We start from the raw sequence: 17,184 nt of genomic DNA, 5'->3' as shown, positions 1-17,184 counted from the left end.
GGCCGGGCGAGGATCGGGGCCATGAAGAGCGATCTTTTTGCGTCCGAGAACCTGGCCCAGCCGTCGGCGGCTGTGGGCATGACCCTGCAGAACGCCAAGTCCGTGAAGTACACCGTCAACGGTGAAATGCTGGCCCGTCAGGGCTCGATGGTCGCCTTCCGGGGGAACCTCCAGTTCGAGCGCAAGGGCCAGGGCATAGGCGGCATGCTCAAGCGCGCCGTCACCGGCGAGGGCCTCGCGCTGATGTCGGTACGCGGGCAGGGCGAGGCCTGGTTCGCGCACCAGGGCGGCCAGTGCTTCATCATCGACTTCGAGCACGGCGACTCGCTGACCCTCAACGGCCGCAACGTGCTCTGCTTCGACCCCACGCTCTCGTACGAGATAAAGATGGTGAAGGGCGCCGGCATGACCGGCGGCGGCCTCTTCAACAGCCTCTTCACCGGCACCGGCAAGCTCGCCGTGGTCTGCGACGGCCACCCGATCATCATCCCGGTCACGGCGCAGAACCCCGTGTACGTGGACACCGACGCGGTGGTGGGCTGGAGCGCCCAGCTGGAGACCGGCCTGCACCGCTCCCAGTCGGTCGGCTCGATGATCCGAGGCGGCTCCGGCGAGGCCGTCCAGCTGATGCTGCGCGGCGAGGGCTTCGTCATCGTCCGCCCCAGCGAGGTGACCGAGACGGCGGCGGCCCACTGAAGCTGACCGGTGTGGGCCGCCGCTACGGACGGCGGCCCTGGGTGCTGCGCGGGGTCGCACTGGACCTGCCGCCCGGCGCCCTCGTCCGGATCGAGGGCCCCAACGGCGGCGGCAAGTCCACCCTGTTGCGGATCGTCGCCGGGATCGACACCCCGTCCGAGGGGCGGATCACCGGCCGGCCGCGCCGCAGGGCGTACGTCCCCGAGCGCTTCCCGGCGGCGCTGCCGCTCACCGCGACGGCCTACCTGACCCACATGGGCCGGGTGCACGGGCTGGCACGCGGCGAGGCGGCGGCCCGGGCGGCCGACTGGCTGGAGCGGTTCGGGGCGGCCGGGTACGCGCACACCCCGCTGGCCGACCTCTCCAAGGGCAGCAGCCAGAAGGTGGCCGTCGCGCAGGCGCTGCTCGCCGAGCCCGGGCTGCTCGTCCTCGACGAAGCCTGGACCGGGCTGGACGCGCCCGCCCGCGCCGAGCTGGACCGGGCCGTCGCCGAGCGGACCGCCGCCGGGGGCACGGTGGTCTTCGTCGACCACGACCCGGCGCGGCTCGCCGGCTCGGCCGATGCGCACCACCGGGTCGAGAACGGCGCGCTGGTTCCCGTGCGGGAGCCCGCCGACGCGGGGCCGTACGTCCGGATCGAGGCCGCCGGACCGCCCGGCGCCGAGCCGCCCGAGGGCCTGGCCGCCGCGCCCGCGCCCGGCGGGGGCCTGCTGCTGACGGTGCCCGCCGCCCGGTCCGACGCCGTGCTGCGCGCACTGCTCACCGCGCCCGGACCCTGGCACATCACAGCCGTGGAGGAACTGCCGTGACCGGCCTGCTGCGCTATCAGTGCGCGCTGCTGCTGCGCTCCCAGCGCTGGATCGCCCCGCTGCTCCTGTACGCGGCCTTCCTGGCCGCCGGGGTCCGGGCCGGCGATCCGCTGCTGGACTCGCTGGGCTTCACGGCCGCCGGACTGGTGCCGATCACGGCCTGGCTGGTCCGGGTCTGCGTGACCAACGAGCCCGGCGCCGCGCGCGACTGCGCGGCCGCCGCGGCCGGTCCCGTACGGGTGCACGCGGCGGCCCTGCTCGTCGCGCTGGGCGGGGCGCTGCTCGCCGCGGCCGTGGGCACGGCGGTGGTGCTGCTGATCGCCGACTCCGGCAGGTCGGAACACGTGGAGGCGCAGGACGCCGCCCTGGCCGGGGTGCTGGCGGTCCTCGCGTGCGCGCTGACCGGCGCGGCCGTGGGGGCGCTGTGCAGCCGGCCGCTGCTGCGGTCGACGGGGCTCGCGGTCCTGGCGGGCGGCCTCGGCTCGCTGCTGGCGTGGGGCGTCGCCGGCTCCCCGGCGCGCAGCGCGGTGACCGCGCTGGTGGAGGGTTCCCGGGCACACGTCGTGACGCTGCCGCTGGGGTCCTTCGCAGGCGCGCTGGTGCTGGCCTGCGGGGCGGGTGCGGTGGCCTGCCTCGTCAGCGCGCGTCGCGGCTGAGTACGCTCGTGGGCATGGAGGAAACGGACCGCGCACCCGAACGCGCACCCGAACACGCAGCCGATCGTGCGGCCGGGACCGGGTCGTACTGCGCCGCCCCGGCGGCCCCGGCCGCACGGGTGGCCGGGCCGCCGTACGCCGACTGCCTGGAGTGCGGCAAGCCCACCGAGTACGGGGTCGCGACCCCGGGCGTGGTGCTGTGCCCGGTGTGCGAGTGGCAGGACGCGCAGCGCACCGCCTGCTCGGGCTGAGGCCCGGGCCGCCTACTTGCCGATGAGCTCGGACACCTTCACGAAGCGGAAGCCGCGCTTGCGCAGCTCCGGGACGATCTTCCGGATGGCCTCCTCGGTGACGGGGGCGGCGCTGCGCGTGCAGTGCATGACCACCACCGAGCCGGGCTTCACCCCGGCGAGGACCTGCTCGGCCACCGCGTCGGGGTCCTTGGCGAAGGCGTCCCCGCTCACCACGTCCCACTGGACGGCCGTGACCTTGGCCGTGGACACGGCCCGCAGTGCCTGGTCGTCGTAGCAGCCGCCCGGGAAGCGGAAGTACGGGACGGTGTTGACCGCGCCGGCCGTGCGGAAGGCGGCGAAGGCCCGGTCCACGTCGGCCCGCGCGGCGGCGGCGTCGAGCGCGGGGAGCCCGTAGCAGGGCGACGTGAAGGCGTGGTGGCTGTACGAGTGGTTCGCGATCTCGAAGTTCGGATCGGTGCCGATCGACTTGGCCTGGTCGGGGTACTCCTCGGCCCAGCGGCCCGTCATGAAGATCGTCGAGGGCACCTGGAGCTTGCGGAGGGTCGCGATCAGCTGGGGGTTGTCGAAGTGCTCCCCGTCCGCGGCGCGCTGTCCCTGGTCGGAGGTCATGTCGGCGTCGAAGGTCAGCGCGACGGTCTTGTCGGTCTGCTGCTTCGCCCGCTCGAAGACCGGGGTCAGGCCGTTCGGGCCGGGCGCCAGGGTCGGGGCCTTGGCGGGCGGCGCGGCGGCGCCGGGGGAGGAGGCGGCAGGGGCGGAGCCGGCTGCCTGCGGCGAGGCGGGGGAGACCGGCGGCGCGGAGGCCCCCGGGGTGCCCATACGGGTCTGACCGCCGGGAGCGGAACCGGAGCCGGAGGTGCCGCTGCCGCCTCCGCAGCCGGTGAGGGCGGTGCAGAGAGCGGCACCGAGGGCGGCCGCGACCGCCACATTGCGCACAGAAAGGGTCACGCAGGCAAAATATATGACCATCTGCCAAGCAGATCGCAGCGGCGCGGGGGCGGGCCCGCGAATCCCCCGCCCGCCACGCCCGTCAGGTCTCGAGCAGCCGGGCGCGGCACGCCTCGACGTCGAAGCCGGCCTCGGGATGGCGCGGACCCATCTCCTCCAGGTGCTCCAGCAGCAGCTTGCTGACCGCCCAGTTGCGGTACCACTTGCGGTCCGCGGGGACGACGTACCAGGGTGCGGCGTCGCCGGAGCAGCGCTCCAGGGCCAGTTCGTACGCGTGCCGGTACTCGGGCCACAGGCCGCGCTCGTCGATGTCGGCCGGGCTGAACTTCCAGTGCTTGTCGGGGTTGTCGAGCCGCTCCAGCAGCCGCTTGCGCTGCTCCTCGTAGCTGATGTGGAGGAACACCTTCACCACGGTCACGCCGTCCGCCGCGAGCGACTCCTCGAACCGGTTGATCTGGGCGTAGCGGCGGTTCAGCTCGCTGCGCGAGACCAGCTCGCGGACGCGGGCGATGAGGACGTCCTCGTAGTGCGAGCGGTCGAAGATGCCGATCTCGCCCGGCTGGGGGAGGGCCTGCTCGATGCGCCAGAGGAAGGGGTGGCCCCGCTCCTCGGGGGTGGGCGCCTTGAAGGCCCTGATACGGCAGCCCGCGGGGTTGAACAGGCCGATCACGTGTTTGACCGTGCCGCCCTTGCCGCTGGTGTCCGTGCCCTGGAGGACGAGCAGGACGCGGCGGCGGTCGCCGGCGGTGCTGGCCGCGTACAGCCGTTCCTGGAGGGAGGCGAGCGGCCCGGCCAGCTGCGCGGTGGCGGCCAGGCCGGCGGCCTTGCCGGAGGGGCCGCCGGGGGTCGCGCCGGGATCGAAGGCGCCGAGGTCGATGCTCCCCCGGCTACCGCCGGGAGGTACCCCCACACCGGCGGGGACGCGGAGCAGCGGACGCAGCGGGACGTCCGGGGCGGGCGTCCTGTCCCGGACGTCCCGCTTCGGGGCCTTGCCGCCCTTCCCGTCCTTGCCGCCCTCGTCCTTCTTCTTGCTCTTCCTGGCCACCGTCACCTACCCCGGTCGGGTCGATTCCCTCTGATCCTCCACCACATCGGACGGGGTCGCGAGGGCACGGCCGCCTCAGCGCCAGGGGCCCGTCACGGCGAACGTGGTCCCCGGGGTGTAGGCGTTGACGTACATCGTGCGCCCGTCCGGGGAGAAGGTGACCCCGGCGAACTCCCCCCACTCCGGGGCCCCCGGCCGGCCGATGTCGTCGGCGTTGCGGGCCATCGGGTACACCTCGCCGCCCGGGGTGACGCCGAAGACGTACTGCGCCCCGCCGCCGTCCTCGCACACCATCAGGCCGCCGTCCGGGGCCAGGCAGATGTTGTCGGGGGAGTCCCCGGGCAGCTGGATGTCGGCGGCCGGGCCGAAGAGCACGTCCAGGCGGATCGTGGCGCGCCGAGGGTCGTGGAACCACACCTGGCCGTGGTGGTCGGCGGCCGCGCCCTCGAGGGTGCGGGCGTAGCTGGAGACGAAGTGGACGCCGCCGTCGCCCCAGTAGCAGCCCTCCAGCTTCTGCGCGTGGGTGATCCCGCCCGGCCCGAAGTCCTGGAGCCGGATCGGGGTGTCGGCCGCGGAGGGGTCCGGTACGGGGACCCACTCGACCGGGAACTCGGCGCCGGGCTCGTCCACGACGGAGAGGTCCGGGACGCCGGGGACCCGCAGGGCGTGGAGGGTGCCGCCGGCGCGGAGGGAGCCGGGTCCGCCGAGGGGCTGGGCGGGCAGGAAGCGGTAGAAGAGCCCGAAGGGCTCGATGAAGGCGTCCTCGGTCTCGTAGACGGTCCCGCGGCCCGGGTCCACGGCGACGGCCTCGTGCGCGAAGCGGCCCATCGCGGTGAGCGGGACGGCGCCGCTGCGGTGCGGGTCGGCGGGGTCGACCTCGAAGACGTAGCCGTGGTCCTTGGTGTAACCGGAGGTCCCGGCGCGGTCCTCGGTCTCCTCGCAGCTGAGCCAGGTGTTCCAGGGGGTGCGGCCGCCCGCGCAGTTGACGGCGGTGCCGGCGAGGGCGACGCGCTCGGCGGTGACGCCGCCGCTCGGGTCGAGGTCGAGGAGGGTGCAGCCGCCGAGGGCGTGGGGGTCGTACGTGAGGCCGTCGACGGCGGGGACGCGGAGGGCGGCGGTGGTGCGGTTCTCGTGGTTGCGGACGAGGCGGACGCGGCCGGAGCCCGCGTCGAAGGCGGCCATGCCGTCGCAGTTGGCCGGTACGGCGCCCTCGCCGGAGCGGAGGGGGTCGCCGGCGCGGGAGAGCACCCGGTAGCGGAACCCGGCGGGGAGGTCGAGCAGCTTGCGGGGGTCGGGGAGCAGCGGCCCGTACCCCTGCCGGGGCGGGGTGGCGTGGGAGCTGCCGGCGAAGAGGGCGCCGAGGGCTCCGGTGAAGGCGATCCCGGCGCCGGCGCCGGCGGTGAGCAGGGTGCGGCGGGTGACGGACATCGGCGGCTCCCGGGGCGAGGGGGTGACGGGGCCGTGTTACCACGCGGCCCCGAGCTCCGCTCCCGGACGCGCCGAGCCGCGGCCCCGCCGCCGGGGGACCGGACCCGGACGCCCGCGCCCCGGACGCCGGCCGGGCCGCAGCGGCCCCGCCGGCGCCTCCGCCGGTCCGGACCGTCAGATCAGCTCTGCGCTCAGGGTGATCGTCGTGCCCGTCAGGGCCTGGCTGACCGGGCAGTTCTTCTTCGCGTCCTCCGCGGCCGCGGCGAAGCCCTCGGCGTCCAGGCCCGGGACCTCGGCCCGCACCGTCAGGTGGATGCCCGTGATGCCCTCACCCGGCTGGAAGGTCACATCGGCCTTGGTCTCCACCCGGGTGGGCGGGGTGCCGGCACCGTCCAGGCCGTGCGAGAGCGCCATCGAGTAGCAGCTGGAGTGCGCGGCGGCGATCAGCTCTTCCGGGCTGGTCTTGCCGTTCGCGGCCTCGGCGCGCGAGGGCCAGGAGACGTCGAACGAGCCCTGACCCGAGGAGTCGAGGGTGACGACGCCGGCGCCCTTGAGCAGGTTGCCTTCCCAGTTGGTGTGCGCGGTACGCGTGGTGGCCATGGTGGATCCCTTCGGAGGAAGTGGGAACGGCCGGCCCGTCGCCCATGGGCAACGGCCGGCGCCTCCAAACCTACTGGGACACCAGGGGTTTCGCGTCGCGCGCCAGTGCGGTGAGCCTCGAGATGGCCCGGAAGTACTTCTTGCGGTAGCCGCCGTTCAGCATTTCTTCACTGAAGAGCTTGTCGAAGGGGACGCCCGATGCCAGGACCGGTATCTCGCGGTCGTACAGCCGGTCCGCCAGGACCACGAGGCGCAGCGCAGTCGACTGGTCCGGGACCGGTCCGACGTCGGTCAGGCAGACCGCCGCTATGCCGTCCGTGAGGGCGCCGTACCGGCTGGGGTGGACCCGGGCCAGGTGTTCGAGGAGGCCCGGGAAGTCGTCCAGGCTCGCGCCCTCGGTCGCGTACGCGGCCTTGGTGACCTGCTCGTCCGAGAACGGCGCCGGCGCCTCCGGCAGGCCGCGGTGGCGGTAGTCCTGGCCGTCGATGCGCAGGGGGCGGAAGTGAGCGGACAGCCCCTGGATCTCCCGCAGGAAGTCCGCGGCGGCGAACCGGCCCTCGCCGAGCTTGCCGGGCAGGGTGTTGGACGTGGCGGCGAGCGCCACGCCCTGCTCGACGAGGCGGCTGAGCAGCGAGGAGACGAGGACGGTGTCGCCCGGGTCGTCCAGTTCGAACTCGTCGATGCACAGGAGGCGGTGGCCGCCCAGGGTCTGGACAGTCTGCTGGAACCCGAGCGCGCCGACCAGGTTGGTCAGCTCCACGAAGGTGCCGAAGGCCTTCAGCGCGGGCTCGGCCGGGGTGGCGTGCCACAGGGAGGCCAGCAGGTGGGTCTTGCCGACGCCGTAGCCGCCGTCGAGGTAGACCCCGCGCGGGGCGGTGGCGGCCGGGGCCTTCTTCGCGAACCAGCGGCGCTTGCCGCCTCCGCTCGCGTGGGCTCCGCCCAGCCCGGCGGCGAAGCCGCTGAGCACGGTGACGGCCTCGGACTGGCTCGGCTGACCGGGGTCCGGGTTGTACGTGTCGAAGCGCACCGAGTCGAAGCGGGGCGGCGGCACCATCTCGGCCACCAGCCGTTCGGCGGGCACCCGCGGCTCGCGGGCGCACAGGGCCTGCGGGCCGACGTCGGCCGGGCCGGCTATCGGGGGTCGCCCGTAGGTGGATCCGGAGGTGGAGAGTGATGTTGACACAGCTCTTAACTCTACGGGGCGTGGCACACTGCACCGATGCGACGCCTGTTCCCTGTGACCGATCAGACACCAGCCGATCAGACGCCGGCCGCTCGGACACCGGCCCCCGCGGACCGCGGTGACCGGGAGTGGTCGCTGGACGAGCTGGCGGATGCGTACGCGTACCCGGAGCTCGGCCCGGACGGCCACTGGCTGCGGGCCAACATGGTCTCCACCCTGGACGGCGCGGCCCAGCACGACGGGCGCTCCCAGCCGATCTCCGGCGAGACCGACATGCGGATCTTCGGCACCCTGCGGGCACTGGCCGATGTGGTGGTCGTCGGCGCCGAAACGGTTCGCCAGGAGGGCTACCGCCCGGCCCGGGCCCGGGAGGCCTTCGCGGCCCGGCGCGCGGCCGCCGGGCAGGGTCCCGCGGCCGCCATCGCGGTGGTCACGGCCAGCCTCGACCTGGACTTCTCGCTCCCCCTCTTCACCTCCCCCCTGGTGCCCACCCTCGTGGTGACCGGGGCGACCGCGCCCGCCGACCGGGTGGCCGCGGCCGCCAAGGCCGGGGCCGAGGTCGTGGTGGCCGGCAGCGGGGCCGGTGCGGATCCGGCCCGGGTGGTGCAGGAGCTCGCGGACCGGGGGCTGCGCCGCCAGCTCACCGAGGGCGGGCCCCGGCTGCTGGGGCAGTTCGTGGCCGCCGACGCGCTGGACGAGCTGTGCCTGACGATCTCGCCGATGCTGGCGGCGGGCGCGGCCCAGAGGATCTCCGGAGGGCCCTCGGTGGCCGTGCCGCACCGGCTGGCGCCCGCCTCCGTACTGGAGGAGGCCGGGTTCCTCTTCACGAGCTACCGTCGGATCTGAACAAGGGGCGGAATTTGTTGTTCCGCTTTGCTTCCGCCGGGCACATACCTGGGCAGAGATATCCCCGCAAGGTCCCGTGTGAGAGCGGGGCAGGATGGTTTCCGCAGGGGCCGGCCGACCGGCCTCGGCCCATGAAGGAGAGGGCGTCCGTGTTCACGAGCGTTTTGATGATCGAGCAGCCGCTGACCGGCTTCGACGTGGACTTCGTCACCAGCCTGCACGGGGACGACCCGGTCTCCTTCCTCGTCCTCATGCAGCCCAGGGGAGACCAGGACCGGCTGCTGCGCGCCATCGACGACGTGGCGCTCGGCGAGCTCCCGGAGGCGCTGCGCGAAGCCGACGTACCCGAGGGCCACGCCGCCCGCGGCCCGGCCGAGCAGGCCCTCGTGATCTCCCTGGAGGCCTTGCGCAAGAAGGGGGCCAAGGCCACCGGGCAGATCATCGAGGACCATCCGCTCGACAAGCTGAAGGCCGTCGTGGAGGAGTCGAACGCCGACGAGGTGATCGTCCTGACCGCCCCGCACTTCGTCGAGGAGTTCTTCCACCGGGACTGGGCCTCCCGCGCGCGCCACAAGGTCGGGGTTCCGGTGCTCAAGCTCTTCGCCCACAACGAATAGGCTGGCGTCCGACACACGCGCCGGGACGGTCCGCACCGCCGAGACCCCCGACGTACCGACCCGCACCTTGGGGAGATCCCGTATGACGCCGCCCGGCCTGCCGAACGCCATGGAACGCCCGCACTTCATCGGCATCGGCGGCGCCGGGATGTCCGGCATCGCGAAGATCCTGGCCCAGCGCGGCGCGCAGGTCGCCGGCAGTGACGCCAAGGACTCCGACACGGCCCGGGCGCTGCGCGCCCACGGCGCCACGGTCCACATCGGGCACGCGGCCGGCCACCTCGCCGACGACGCCACCTGCGTCGTCGTCTCCAGCGCCATCCGCGCCGACAACCCGGAGCTGGCCCGCGCCGCCGAGCTCGGCGTCCCCGTCGTGCACCGCTCCGACGCCCTGGCGGGCCTGATGGACGGCCTGCGGCCGATCGCGGTCGCCGGTACGCACGGCAAGACCACCACCACCTCGATGCTGGCGGTGTCCCTGTCGGCCCTGGGCCTGGACCCCTCGTACGCCATCGGCGGGGACCTGGACGCCCCCGGCTCCAACGCCCACCACGGCGGGGGCGACATCTTCGTGGCGGAGGCGGACGAGAGCGACCGCAGCTTCCACAAGTACACCCCGCAGGTCGCGATCATCCTCAACGCGGAGCTCGACCACCACGCGAACTACGCCTCGATGGACGAGATCTACGAGTCCTTCGAGACCTTCGTCGGCAAGATCGTGCCCGGTGGCACCCTGGTCGTCGCCCACGGCCAGGCGGGCGCCGCCGAGATCGCCGGCCGGGTCCGCGCCACCGAGGGCCTCAACGTCGTCACCTACGGTGAGGAAGAGGGCGCCGACGTCCGGATCACGAAGATCACCCCGCGTGGTCTGACCAGCGAGGTCACCGTGGTCATCGACGGCCGGATGCTCACCTTCACCGTCTCCGTGCCCGGGCGCCACTACGCGCACAACGCCGTCGCGGCCCTCGCCGCCGGTGTCGCCCTCGGCATCCCGGCGCACAACCTGGCCTCCGCCCTCGGCAAGTACACCGGCGTCAAGCGCCGCCTCCAGCTCAAGGGCGAGGCCGCGGGCGTGCAGGTCATCGACTCCTACGCGCACCACCCGACCGAGATGACCGCCGACCTGGAGGCCATCCGGGGCGCCGCCGGGGACTCCCGGATCCTGGTCGTCTTCCAGCCCCACCTCTTCTCCCGCACCCAGGAGCTGGGCAAGGAGATGGGCCAGGCCCTCGCCCTCGCCGACTCCGCCGTGGTCCTGGACATCTACCCGGCCCGTGAGGACCCGATCCCCGGCATCACCAGCGAGATCATCATCGCGGCGGCCCGTACCGCGGGCGCCGACGTCACCGCCGAGCACGACAAGGCGGCCGTCGCCGACGTCATCGCGGGAATGGCCAAGCCCGGTGATCTCGTTCTCACCATGGGCGCGGGCGACGTCACGGACCTGGGTCCGGCGATCCTCGCCCGGCTGACGGACTGAGTGACGAGGGAGCGGGAGAGTCATGTCGTACGAGGTCGAGAAGACGGACGAGCAGTGGCAGGCGGAGCTGACGCCGTCCGAGTACCAGGTGCTGCGCCTGGCCGGCACGGAGCCGGCGTTCCGCGGTGAGTACACCGACACCAAGACGGCCGGCGTCTACTCGTGTCGCGGCTGCGGCGCCGAGCTCTTCCGCTCCACGGAGAAGTTCGAGTCGCACTGCGGCTGGCCGTCCTTCTTCGACCCGAAGGACACCGACGCCGTCGAGCTGAAGGCGGACGTCTCGCACGGGATGGTCCGCACCGAGGTGCTCTGCGCGAAGTGCGGCTCCCACCTGGGCCACGTCTTCGAGGGCGAGGGCTACCCCACGCCCACCGACCAGCGCTACTGCATCAACTCCATCTCGCTGCGGCTGACCCCCGACGAGAGCTGACGCACCGACGCTGATGCTTGATTCGGGGCTCGCGTGACGGTCACGGGATGCCCCGGCGCCGGCGGTCCGAGGGCGGCCGGCGCCGGGGTGTTCGTCATGCCGGTGTGCGGTTACCGGGGGCCGGGGTTGGGCCAGTAGTGGCCTGGCTTTCCGTGCCCCGGCCAGTAGTGGCCTGGGCGGTCGTGGTGCGGGGGCTTGGGCTGCTGCTTCCTGTCGACGGTGGTGGTTGCGGTGGCGATGCCGGTGCCGCTGGCGCCGCCGCCGGTGACGGTGGCGGTGTTGGTGACCTGCTTCGGCGCGTTGGCGGCGATCCGGACGGTGAGGGTGAGGGGCGGGTAGCCGGCGCCGGGGGCGAGGACGTCGCTGCGGGTGCAGGACAGCGGGGTGAGGGTGCAGGTCCATCCGGTGCCGGAGAAGCCGACCGGGGTCAGGCCGGTGGGGAGGGCGTCGGTGAGGGTGACGGTGCTGCCGTCGGTGGGCAGGTCGCCGGTGTTGGTGACGGTGAGGGTGTAGGTGCCCTGCCCGCCCCGGGTGAACGTCCCGCCGGCGGTGAGTTTGACCAGCGTCAACGCCGGCGCCGGCCGGGGCACGACCCCGATCGCCACCCCGAACGGGAGGTCGCCGACGGGGATGGTGGCGACGACCGTGTTGGTGACGGTCTCGATCACGGACACCGTGTCGGCGTTGGCGTTGGTGACGTAGGCGCGGGTGCCGTTCGGCGACACCGCCACCTCTCGAGGCGCATCGCCGACCGGGATGGTGGCGACGACCGTGTTGGTGACGGTCTCGATCACGGACACCGTGTCGGCGTTGGCGTTGATGACGTAGGCGCGGGTGCCGTCCCGCGACACCGCCACCCCCTGGGGCACATCGCCGACGGGGACGGTGGCCACGACGGTGTTGGTGGCGGTGTCGATCACGGACGCCGTGTCGTCGTCGGAATCGGTGACGTAGGCGCGGGTGCTGTCCGGCGACACCGCCACCCCGAACGGGAAGCCGCCGACGGGGATGGTGGCGACGACGGTGCTGGTGGCGGTGTCGATCACGGACACCGTGTCGGCGTTGGCGTTGGTGACGTAGGCACGGGTGCCGTTCGGCGACACCGCCACCCCGATGGGAGCAGCGCCGACGGGGATGGTGGTGACGACCGTGTTGGTGTTCGTGTTGATCACGGACACGGTGTTGGCGCCGAAGTTGGTGACGTAGGCGCGGGTGCCGTCCGGCGACACCGCCACCCCCAGGGGCTCAAGGCCGACGGGGACGGTGGCGACGACCGTGTCGGTCGCGGTGCCGATCACGGACACCGTGCCATCGGCGCGGTTGGTGACGTAGGCGCGGGTGCCGTTCGGCGACACCGCCACTTCCCACGGCGCATTGCCGACGTGAACCGTGACCGCCACCGTGTTCGTCGCCGTGTCGATCACCGACACCGTGTCATCGATGAAGTTGGCGACGTAGGCGTAGGTGCCGGGCGGCACGGCCTGGGCGGGCTGCGGGGCCACCATGGGCAGGGCCGGGCCGGCCGCGAGGACGAGACCTGCCACCAGCGCCCGCAGCAACCCACTCCACCACGAGCGACGCACTCGAAGACCGGGCGGCGCCGACGACAGGAGGGCCTCCTGCGCGCCCACCCCCCTCACGGTTTGACAGACGGTCACAGCAATCCTCCCGACGGGATGACAGAACGGGACGGATTATGACAGTTCATCATATTTGGCATGGAGGGGACACGCGCCCGCCCCGACCGCGGGTCGGGGCGGGCGGCGGCTTCCGGTGGTGGTGATCCGGTGGAAACCCTGCGCGGCACCGGGAGAGGCGGTACTTTCTGATCACCTGTCAGACGTGCACCTGTCAGATCCGGCGGGTGGGCGAAGGCGCGTGGCGGCGGGGCCGGGTGCCCCGGAGGGGGAGACATGGCGTACCTCGTGGAGTTGCCGGTGTCCGTCGTGGAGCCCGCGCCGTGAGCGACTCGGCCCCGTTAGCCGGGGCGAGGCCCGGGCCCAAGGCCCTCGATGCGGCCCTGCTGCGGATCCGCGACGCCCGGGGCGAGCCCGTCGGCCTGGGCTTCCTCGTCTCTCCCGGACTCGCCCTCACCTGCGCTCATGTGGTCTCGGCCGCGCTCAGCACTCCGCACGGCGCCGAGCCGCCCGCCTCGGCCCGCCTCCACGTCGACCTGCCGCTGCTCCCCGGCGGGCAGCGCGGCGTGACGGCGAGCGTCGCGAACTGGGTGCCGCCGCAGCAGTCCGGCGCCGGCGACCTGGCAGTGCTGAGGCTGAGCGCTCCGCTGCCCGGGGGCCGGCCCGTCAGGCTGGTCGAGACGCAGCACGAGGACCTGTGGGACGACCCGGTGCGGGCCTTCGGCTTCCCGGCGGGCCGCCCGGGCGGGGTCTGGCATTCCGCCGTCCTGCGGGAAGGACAGGCCACCGGATGGATCCAGGCCGATCCCGCGTCCAAGGAGGGGTATCGGGTCACCCGGGGATTCAGCGGCAGCCCGGTGTGGGACGACCGGCTCGGGGGCGTGATCGGCATGATGGTGCAGGCCGAGGCCGGAGAGCCCCGGGTGAGCTATCTGATCCCCACCACCGGTCTGCTGGCCGCCTGGCCCGGACTGAGCGAGCTGGCCCTGCCGCCCTCACCGTTCCGCAGCCTCGCCGCCTTCCAGGAGTCCGACGCCGCCGTCTTCCACGGCAGGGGGCCCGAGAGCCGGGACCTGGCCGCGGAACTCACCGTCCGGCGGTGGGTCACCGTCGTCGGGCCCTCCGGCTCGGGCAAGTCCTCACTGGCCCTGGCCGGGGTGGTGCCGCGCCGGCGGGCGGCCGGCGACGCGGTCGTCGTCCTGCGCCCCGGATCCGGCAGCACCCCGCTGACCGCCTTCGCCGCCGCGCTGCTGCCCCTGCTGGAGCCCGGCCTGTCCGAGACCGGGCGCCTCACCCGGCTGCCCGCCGTGGCCGGGGTGCTGGCCGACGGCGGCCTGGCGGACATCGCGGCCGGGCTGACGGCCGGGCGGCCCGGCCGACGGCTGCTCGTCGTGGTCGACCAGTTCGAGGAACTGCTCGCACGCGGCGCGGCGGCCGTGGACCAGCTGGCCGCCGTGCTCTACCACGACGCGCTGCCGTCGGACGTCCGCGTGCTGACCACCCTGCGCGCGGACTTCCTGGAGGCCGCACTCGACCACCCGAGCCTGGGGGAGGTGCTCCGCAACGGCATCCGCTACCTGGGCCCGCTCGGACCCCGGCAGCTCCACGAGGCCGTGACCGCTCCCGTCGCCGCCGTCCCCGGCGTCCGGTACGAGGCGGACCTCGCCGACCGCATCCTCGCCGACACCGGCACCGGGCACGGGGCCCTGCCCCTGCTCGGTTTCACCCTCGACCAGCTGTGGCAGCGCCAGAGCGGCGGACTGCTGACCCACGCGGCTTACGGGGCCCTCGGCGGTGTCACCGGCGCCCTGTCCGCCTACGCCGAGGAGATGTGGGCCGAGTACGTACCGGAGGCGGACACCGCGGCGGCCCGGACGCTGTTCACCCGGCTGATCCGGGTACCGATCGGCTCGGCGGCCGCGACCCGCCGCACCGCGGCACGCCGCGAGCTCGGCGACGACGAAGCGCGGATCGCCCAGGCCCTCGCGGCCACCCGGCTGCTGGTCGCCGGCACCGATGCCGAGGGCACCGAGACCGTCGAACTCGCCCACGAGGCACTGATCACCGGCTGGACGAGACTGGCGGGGTGGGCGGCGGCGGACCGGTCCTTCCTCGACTGGCGGGAGTCCCTGGGGCACGACATGGACCGCTGGGAGTCCGGCGGCCGTGCCCCCGAGCTCCTGCCGTCCGCCTCCGCGCTGGCCGGAGCCCGGCAATGGCTGGACGCACGCGGCGCCGAACTGACCGATACGGAGCGCGACTACCTGGAGCGGGGCCGCACCCACCACCGCTCCCGCTCCCGCATCCGCCGGACCCTCTTCTCCGGCGGCGTGATCGTCCTGGCGCTGGCCCTGGTCCTCGGGGGGATGTTCGCGTACGCCAGCGACCAGAGCCGCAAGCGCGAGGCGCTGGCCGGCTCCCGCGCCCTGGCGCAGGTCGCGCAGGACGAGGCGGTCAACGACCCGGTCCGGGGCGTCATGCTGGCGATCGCGGCGTACGACACCGCGCCGACGGAGGAGGCGCGCAACCAGCTGCTGCGCCAGTACCTGACGTACGCGGACGCGGACCGCGTGCTGTCCGGACCGTCAGGAGAGATCCGGCAGTTCGACACCAGCCGGGACGGCGAGGTGGTGTTCGCGCGGTCGGCCGTGGGCCGCGCCGTGGTCATCGTGCACGCCGTCTCGGGCACGGTGCGCAGCGAACTGCTCGACGCGAAGCAGGTGGTCACCGCGCTGGTCTCGCCGGACGGCAGCCGGGCCGCGTTCGTCGCCGACGACGGAAGCGGCGGCTGGTTCGAGGTGCACGCCGACGGGGACCGGGTCATCGGTCCGGTGCACCGGCTGCCCAAGGTGGCGGGGGCGCAGCAATTCGGAGACCCGGCGCGGGGGATGGCGATGTCGGCCGACGGCCGCCGGGTCGCCGTGACGACGGAAAACAGCCTGGTCTGGTGGGACCTGGACACGGGCGCGCAGGGCGGATCGGTGGCGCTGCCCGGCCGGCCGAACGGCAGCCTGTGGTTCGCGCCGGACAACCGGACCCTGCTGGCGGGACTCTGGCGTGGCGAGGACCTGGACCAGGGGCATCGCCTCGTCGCCCTCGACCCGGCCGGCGGCCCGCCCCGTGACGTGGTGGGCGAGGCCTACGAGTTCGCGCCCTCCGGCGACCGGACCAGGGTCATCATCTGCCGGAAGCAGGGTGACGGCTCCGTCTTCAGCCGGATCCGGCTCTCCGACGGCGGTCAGGAGGGCGGCCAGTACCCCTCGGAGAGCTTGTGCCCCGACGGGGTCGCCGACGGGACCGGGCGCAGGGTCGCCCTCAAGAACAGCGACGGCCTGGTCCTGGTCGACCTGGACGAGCACAAGGAGATCGCCCGCGCGACGGCCCGCGACGGGACCAGTTCCAACTCCCTGCACCTGGTGTCCCGGGAGGGAAAGCTGTACCTCGCGACGATGAGCACCGGCACCCCGTGGATCACCCACACCCGGATCTGGCCCGCTCCGCAAAGGCTCGAGGTGAGCGAGCAGCGGCTGACCCCCGACGGCAGCAGGACGATCACCCTGCTCAAGGGCGGCGCCTCTCTGCAGCTGAGGCCCGCGGCGGTGGACGACGACCGGCTGCTCGCCGAGGCGCCGCGGCCGCAGCCGTACTTCGAACCCAAGAACCCCAGAATTCCGCTGCGCCGGGACGGCAGGCTCTTCGCCGACCGGGACGGGAAGAACACGGTCTCCGTCCGCGAGGTGTCCACCCTGCGGCAGACGGTCCGGATATCCACCGCGATGCCACCGTCCGACGACGCGTTCGGATACTACTTCCACCGGGACGGGAAGCTGGTGACCTACGCGGGCACGAAGGTGCAGCAGTGGGACCCGGAGACGGGCAAGGAGCTCGCGCACTTCGATGCCAGGGACCTGCTCCCCGGGAGCGGCGCTGCGAACACGGCGCCTGCCGTGAGCGTCGTCCCCTACCCGGTCGCGAACCAGGTGTTCGTGCTCGTCCCCGGCGATCCGACCGTGCGCATCGTCGACGTCACCACGGGCCGCACGGTCGCGACGGTTCAGGTCGCCGAGGACGCGATCGGCGTCCAGTTCGAGCCCAGCGGACGCTACTTCGCAATGATGAGGAGCGGCGGGATCATCGAGCTGTGGCGAAGGGACCCGCTGCGCAGGGAGCTGGGACCGCTGCCCAGCGTCGGGAACTCCGCCGGCACGCAGTACGTCGCAGGGTTCGTCGACAGCGACGGCCGCTACGTGCTGGCCGCCAACAGCACCATTCGCACCTTCCGGATCGGGTCCCAGGCCTCTCTGGAATCCTACGACTTCGGCCAGACCAAAGACCGCTTCGGCGGCCGGGGCGGGTACGAGTTCATGGATCTCTCGGACGACGGCAAAACGGTGATCTACCTCGACCCCAAGGGCAACGGCGGCCCGCTGCGCCTCGACCCCGCCCTCTGGCAGCGCGAACTGTGCCGGGTCATCGGCCGCCGGGAGTTCAGCGCCGAGGAGCGACGGACCCTGCCCGTCCACGTGCCGACCCGGCCCGTCTGCGCGGGGCGGTAGCC

At 73.4% G+C, this 17,184-nt stretch carries 15 protein-coding genes; 9 read left to right on the top strand and 6 right to left on the bottom strand.

Going from position 1 to position 17,184, the window contains the following annotated elements; genetic code table 11:
• Positions 1-21 precede the first annotated feature (21 nt).
• Genes ACFYXK_RS08100 through ACFYXK_RS08085 form a run of 4 tightly spaced genes read left to right on the top strand, consistent with a single transcriptional unit; the run spans position 22 to position 2,412 of the window.
• Positions 22-696, top strand: a complete 675-nt coding sequence (locus ACFYXK_RS08100) for an AIM24 family protein (RefSeq protein ID WP_389410331.1) — start codon at positions 22-24, stop codon at positions 694-696.
• Positions 693-1,505 carry an ATP-binding cassette domain-containing protein gene (locus ACFYXK_RS08095; RefSeq protein ID WP_389410552.1) on the top strand — a complete coding sequence of 271 codons (813 nt, stop codon included), beginning with the start codon at positions 693-695 and terminating at the stop codon, positions 1,503-1,505. The genes ACFYXK_RS08100 and ACFYXK_RS08095 overlap by 4 nt, the downstream gene beginning before the upstream one ends.
• Positions 1,502-2,161 (top strand): ABC transporter, encoded by a 660-nt coding sequence (locus ACFYXK_RS08090; protein ID WP_389410330.1) that lies wholly within the window; start codon positions 1,502-1,504, stop codon positions 2,159-2,161. The genes ACFYXK_RS08095 and ACFYXK_RS08090 overlap by 4 nt, the downstream gene beginning before the upstream one ends.
• Positions 2,162-2,175: 14 nt before the next feature.
• Positions 2,176-2,412, top strand: a complete 237-nt coding sequence (locus tag ACFYXK_RS08085; protein ID WP_389410329.1) for a hypothetical protein — start codon at positions 2,176-2,178, stop codon at positions 2,410-2,412.
• Between the two features lie 12 nt (positions 2,413-2,424).
• Here ACFYXK_RS08085 and ACFYXK_RS08080 read toward each other — a convergent pair whose 3' ends face one another.
• The 5 genes from ACFYXK_RS08080 to zapE all read right to left on the bottom strand — a co-directional run bounded on the left by ACFYXK_RS08080 (position 2,425) and on the right by zapE (position 7,568).
• Positions 2,425-3,360, bottom strand: a complete 936-nt coding sequence (locus tag ACFYXK_RS08080) for a polysaccharide deacetylase family protein (RefSeq protein WP_389410328.1) — start codon at positions 3,358-3,360, stop codon at positions 2,425-2,427.
• Positions 3,361-3,442: 82 nt separating this feature from the next.
• Positions 3,443-4,405, bottom strand: coding sequence for a PPK2 family polyphosphate kinase (locus ACFYXK_RS08075; protein ID WP_389410327.1), 963 nt, complete (start codon positions 4,403-4,405; stop codon positions 3,443-3,445).
• Between the two features lie 75 nt (positions 4,406-4,480).
• Positions 4,481-5,833 carry an alkaline phosphatase PhoX gene (locus tag ACFYXK_RS08070; protein WP_389410326.1) on the bottom strand — a complete coding sequence of 451 codons (1,353 nt, stop codon included), beginning with the start codon at positions 5,831-5,833 and terminating at the stop codon, positions 4,481-4,483.
• 174 nt (positions 5,834-6,007) lie between these two features.
• A complete protein-coding gene (locus ACFYXK_RS08065) occupies positions 6,008-6,433 on the bottom strand; it encodes an OsmC family protein (protein WP_030863232.1) in 426 nt (141 codons plus the stop codon).
• Between the two features lie 70 nt (positions 6,434-6,503).
• Positions 6,504-7,568, bottom strand: a complete 1,065-nt coding sequence (gene zapE, locus ACFYXK_RS08060) for a cell division protein ZapE (RefSeq protein ID WP_389410551.1) — start codon at positions 7,566-7,568, stop codon at positions 6,504-6,506.
• 84 nt (positions 7,569-7,652) lie between these two features.
• Between zapE and ACFYXK_RS08055 the strand changes: the two genes are divergently transcribed.
• From ACFYXK_RS08055 to msrB, 4 genes are all read left to right on the top strand, one after another.
• Positions 7,653-8,462 (top strand): pyrimidine reductase family protein, encoded by an 810-nt coding sequence (locus ACFYXK_RS08055; protein ID WP_389410325.1) that lies wholly within the window; start codon positions 7,653-7,655, stop codon positions 8,460-8,462.
• 149 nt (positions 8,463-8,611) lie between these two features.
• Positions 8,612-9,079, top strand: coding sequence for an indole-3-glycerol phosphate synthase (locus ACFYXK_RS08050; RefSeq protein WP_389410324.1), 468 nt, complete (start codon positions 8,612-8,614; stop codon positions 9,077-9,079).
• An 82-nt stretch (positions 9,080-9,161) separates the two neighbouring features.
• On the top strand, positions 9,162-10,559 hold the full coding sequence (gene murC / locus ACFYXK_RS08045; protein ID WP_389410323.1) for a UDP-N-acetylmuramate--L-alanine ligase: 1,398 nt from the start codon (positions 9,162-9,164) through the stop codon (positions 10,557-10,559).
• Positions 10,560-10,581: 22 nt separating this feature from the next.
• On the top strand, positions 10,582-10,989 hold the full coding sequence (gene msrB, locus ACFYXK_RS08040; RefSeq protein WP_383508971.1) for a peptide-methionine (R)-S-oxide reductase MsrB: 408 nt from the start codon (positions 10,582-10,584) through the stop codon (positions 10,987-10,989).
• Between the two features lie 110 nt (positions 10,990-11,099).
• Here the strand turns inward: msrB and ACFYXK_RS08035 are convergent, their stop codons facing one another.
• Complete coding sequence (locus ACFYXK_RS08035) at positions 11,100-12,533, bottom strand: beta-propeller fold lactonase family protein (protein WP_389410322.1); 1,434 nt, start codon at positions 12,531-12,533, stop codon at positions 11,100-11,102.
• A gap of 416 nt (positions 12,534-12,949) precedes the next feature.
• Here ACFYXK_RS08035 and ACFYXK_RS08030 point away from each other — a divergent pair, with 416 nt between their 5' ends.
• Entirely contained in the window at positions 12,950-17,182 is a 4,233-nt protein-coding gene (locus tag ACFYXK_RS08030; protein ID WP_389410321.1) for a trypsin-like peptidase domain-containing protein, read from the top strand.
• The last annotated feature ends 2 nt before the right edge of the window (positions 17,183-17,184 follow it).

Source organism: Streptomyces sp. NPDC002209 (assembly GCF_042890265.1).
Classification (GTDB): Bacteria; Actinomycetota; Actinomycetes; order Streptomycetales; family Streptomycetaceae; genus Streptomyces.
The sequence above is the reverse complement of the archived record's forward strand: the minus strand, read 5'-3'. Positions and strand labels throughout refer to the sequence as shown.

Excerpts from the sequence above, each read along its gene's own strand:
- ACFYXK_RS08055 (WP_389410325.1), top strand. The coding sequence starts at position 7,653 with ATGCGACGCCTGTTCCCTGTGACCGATCAGACACCAGCCGATCAGACG.
- ACFYXK_RS08100 (WP_389410331.1), top strand. The coding sequence starts at position 22 with ATGAAGAGCGATCTTTTTGCGTCCGAGAACCTGGCCCAGCCGTCGGCG.
- ACFYXK_RS08070 (WP_389410326.1), bottom strand. The coding sequence starts at position 5,833 with ATGTCCGTCACCCGCCGCACCCTGCTCACCGCCGGCGCCGGCGCCGGG.
- ACFYXK_RS08085 (WP_389410329.1), top strand. The coding sequence starts at position 2,176 with ATGGAGGAAACGGACCGCGCACCCGAACGCGCACCCGAACACGCAGCC.
- msrB (WP_383508971.1), top strand. The coding sequence starts at position 10,582 with ATGTCGTACGAGGTCGAGAAGACGGACGAGCAGTGGCAGGCGGAGCTG.
- ACFYXK_RS08065 (WP_030863232.1), bottom strand. The coding sequence starts at position 6,433 with ATGGCCACCACGCGTACCGCGCACACCAACTGGGAAGGCAACCTGCTC.
- murC (WP_389410323.1), top strand. The coding sequence starts at position 9,162 with ATGACGCCGCCCGGCCTGCCGAACGCCATGGAACGCCCGCACTTCATC.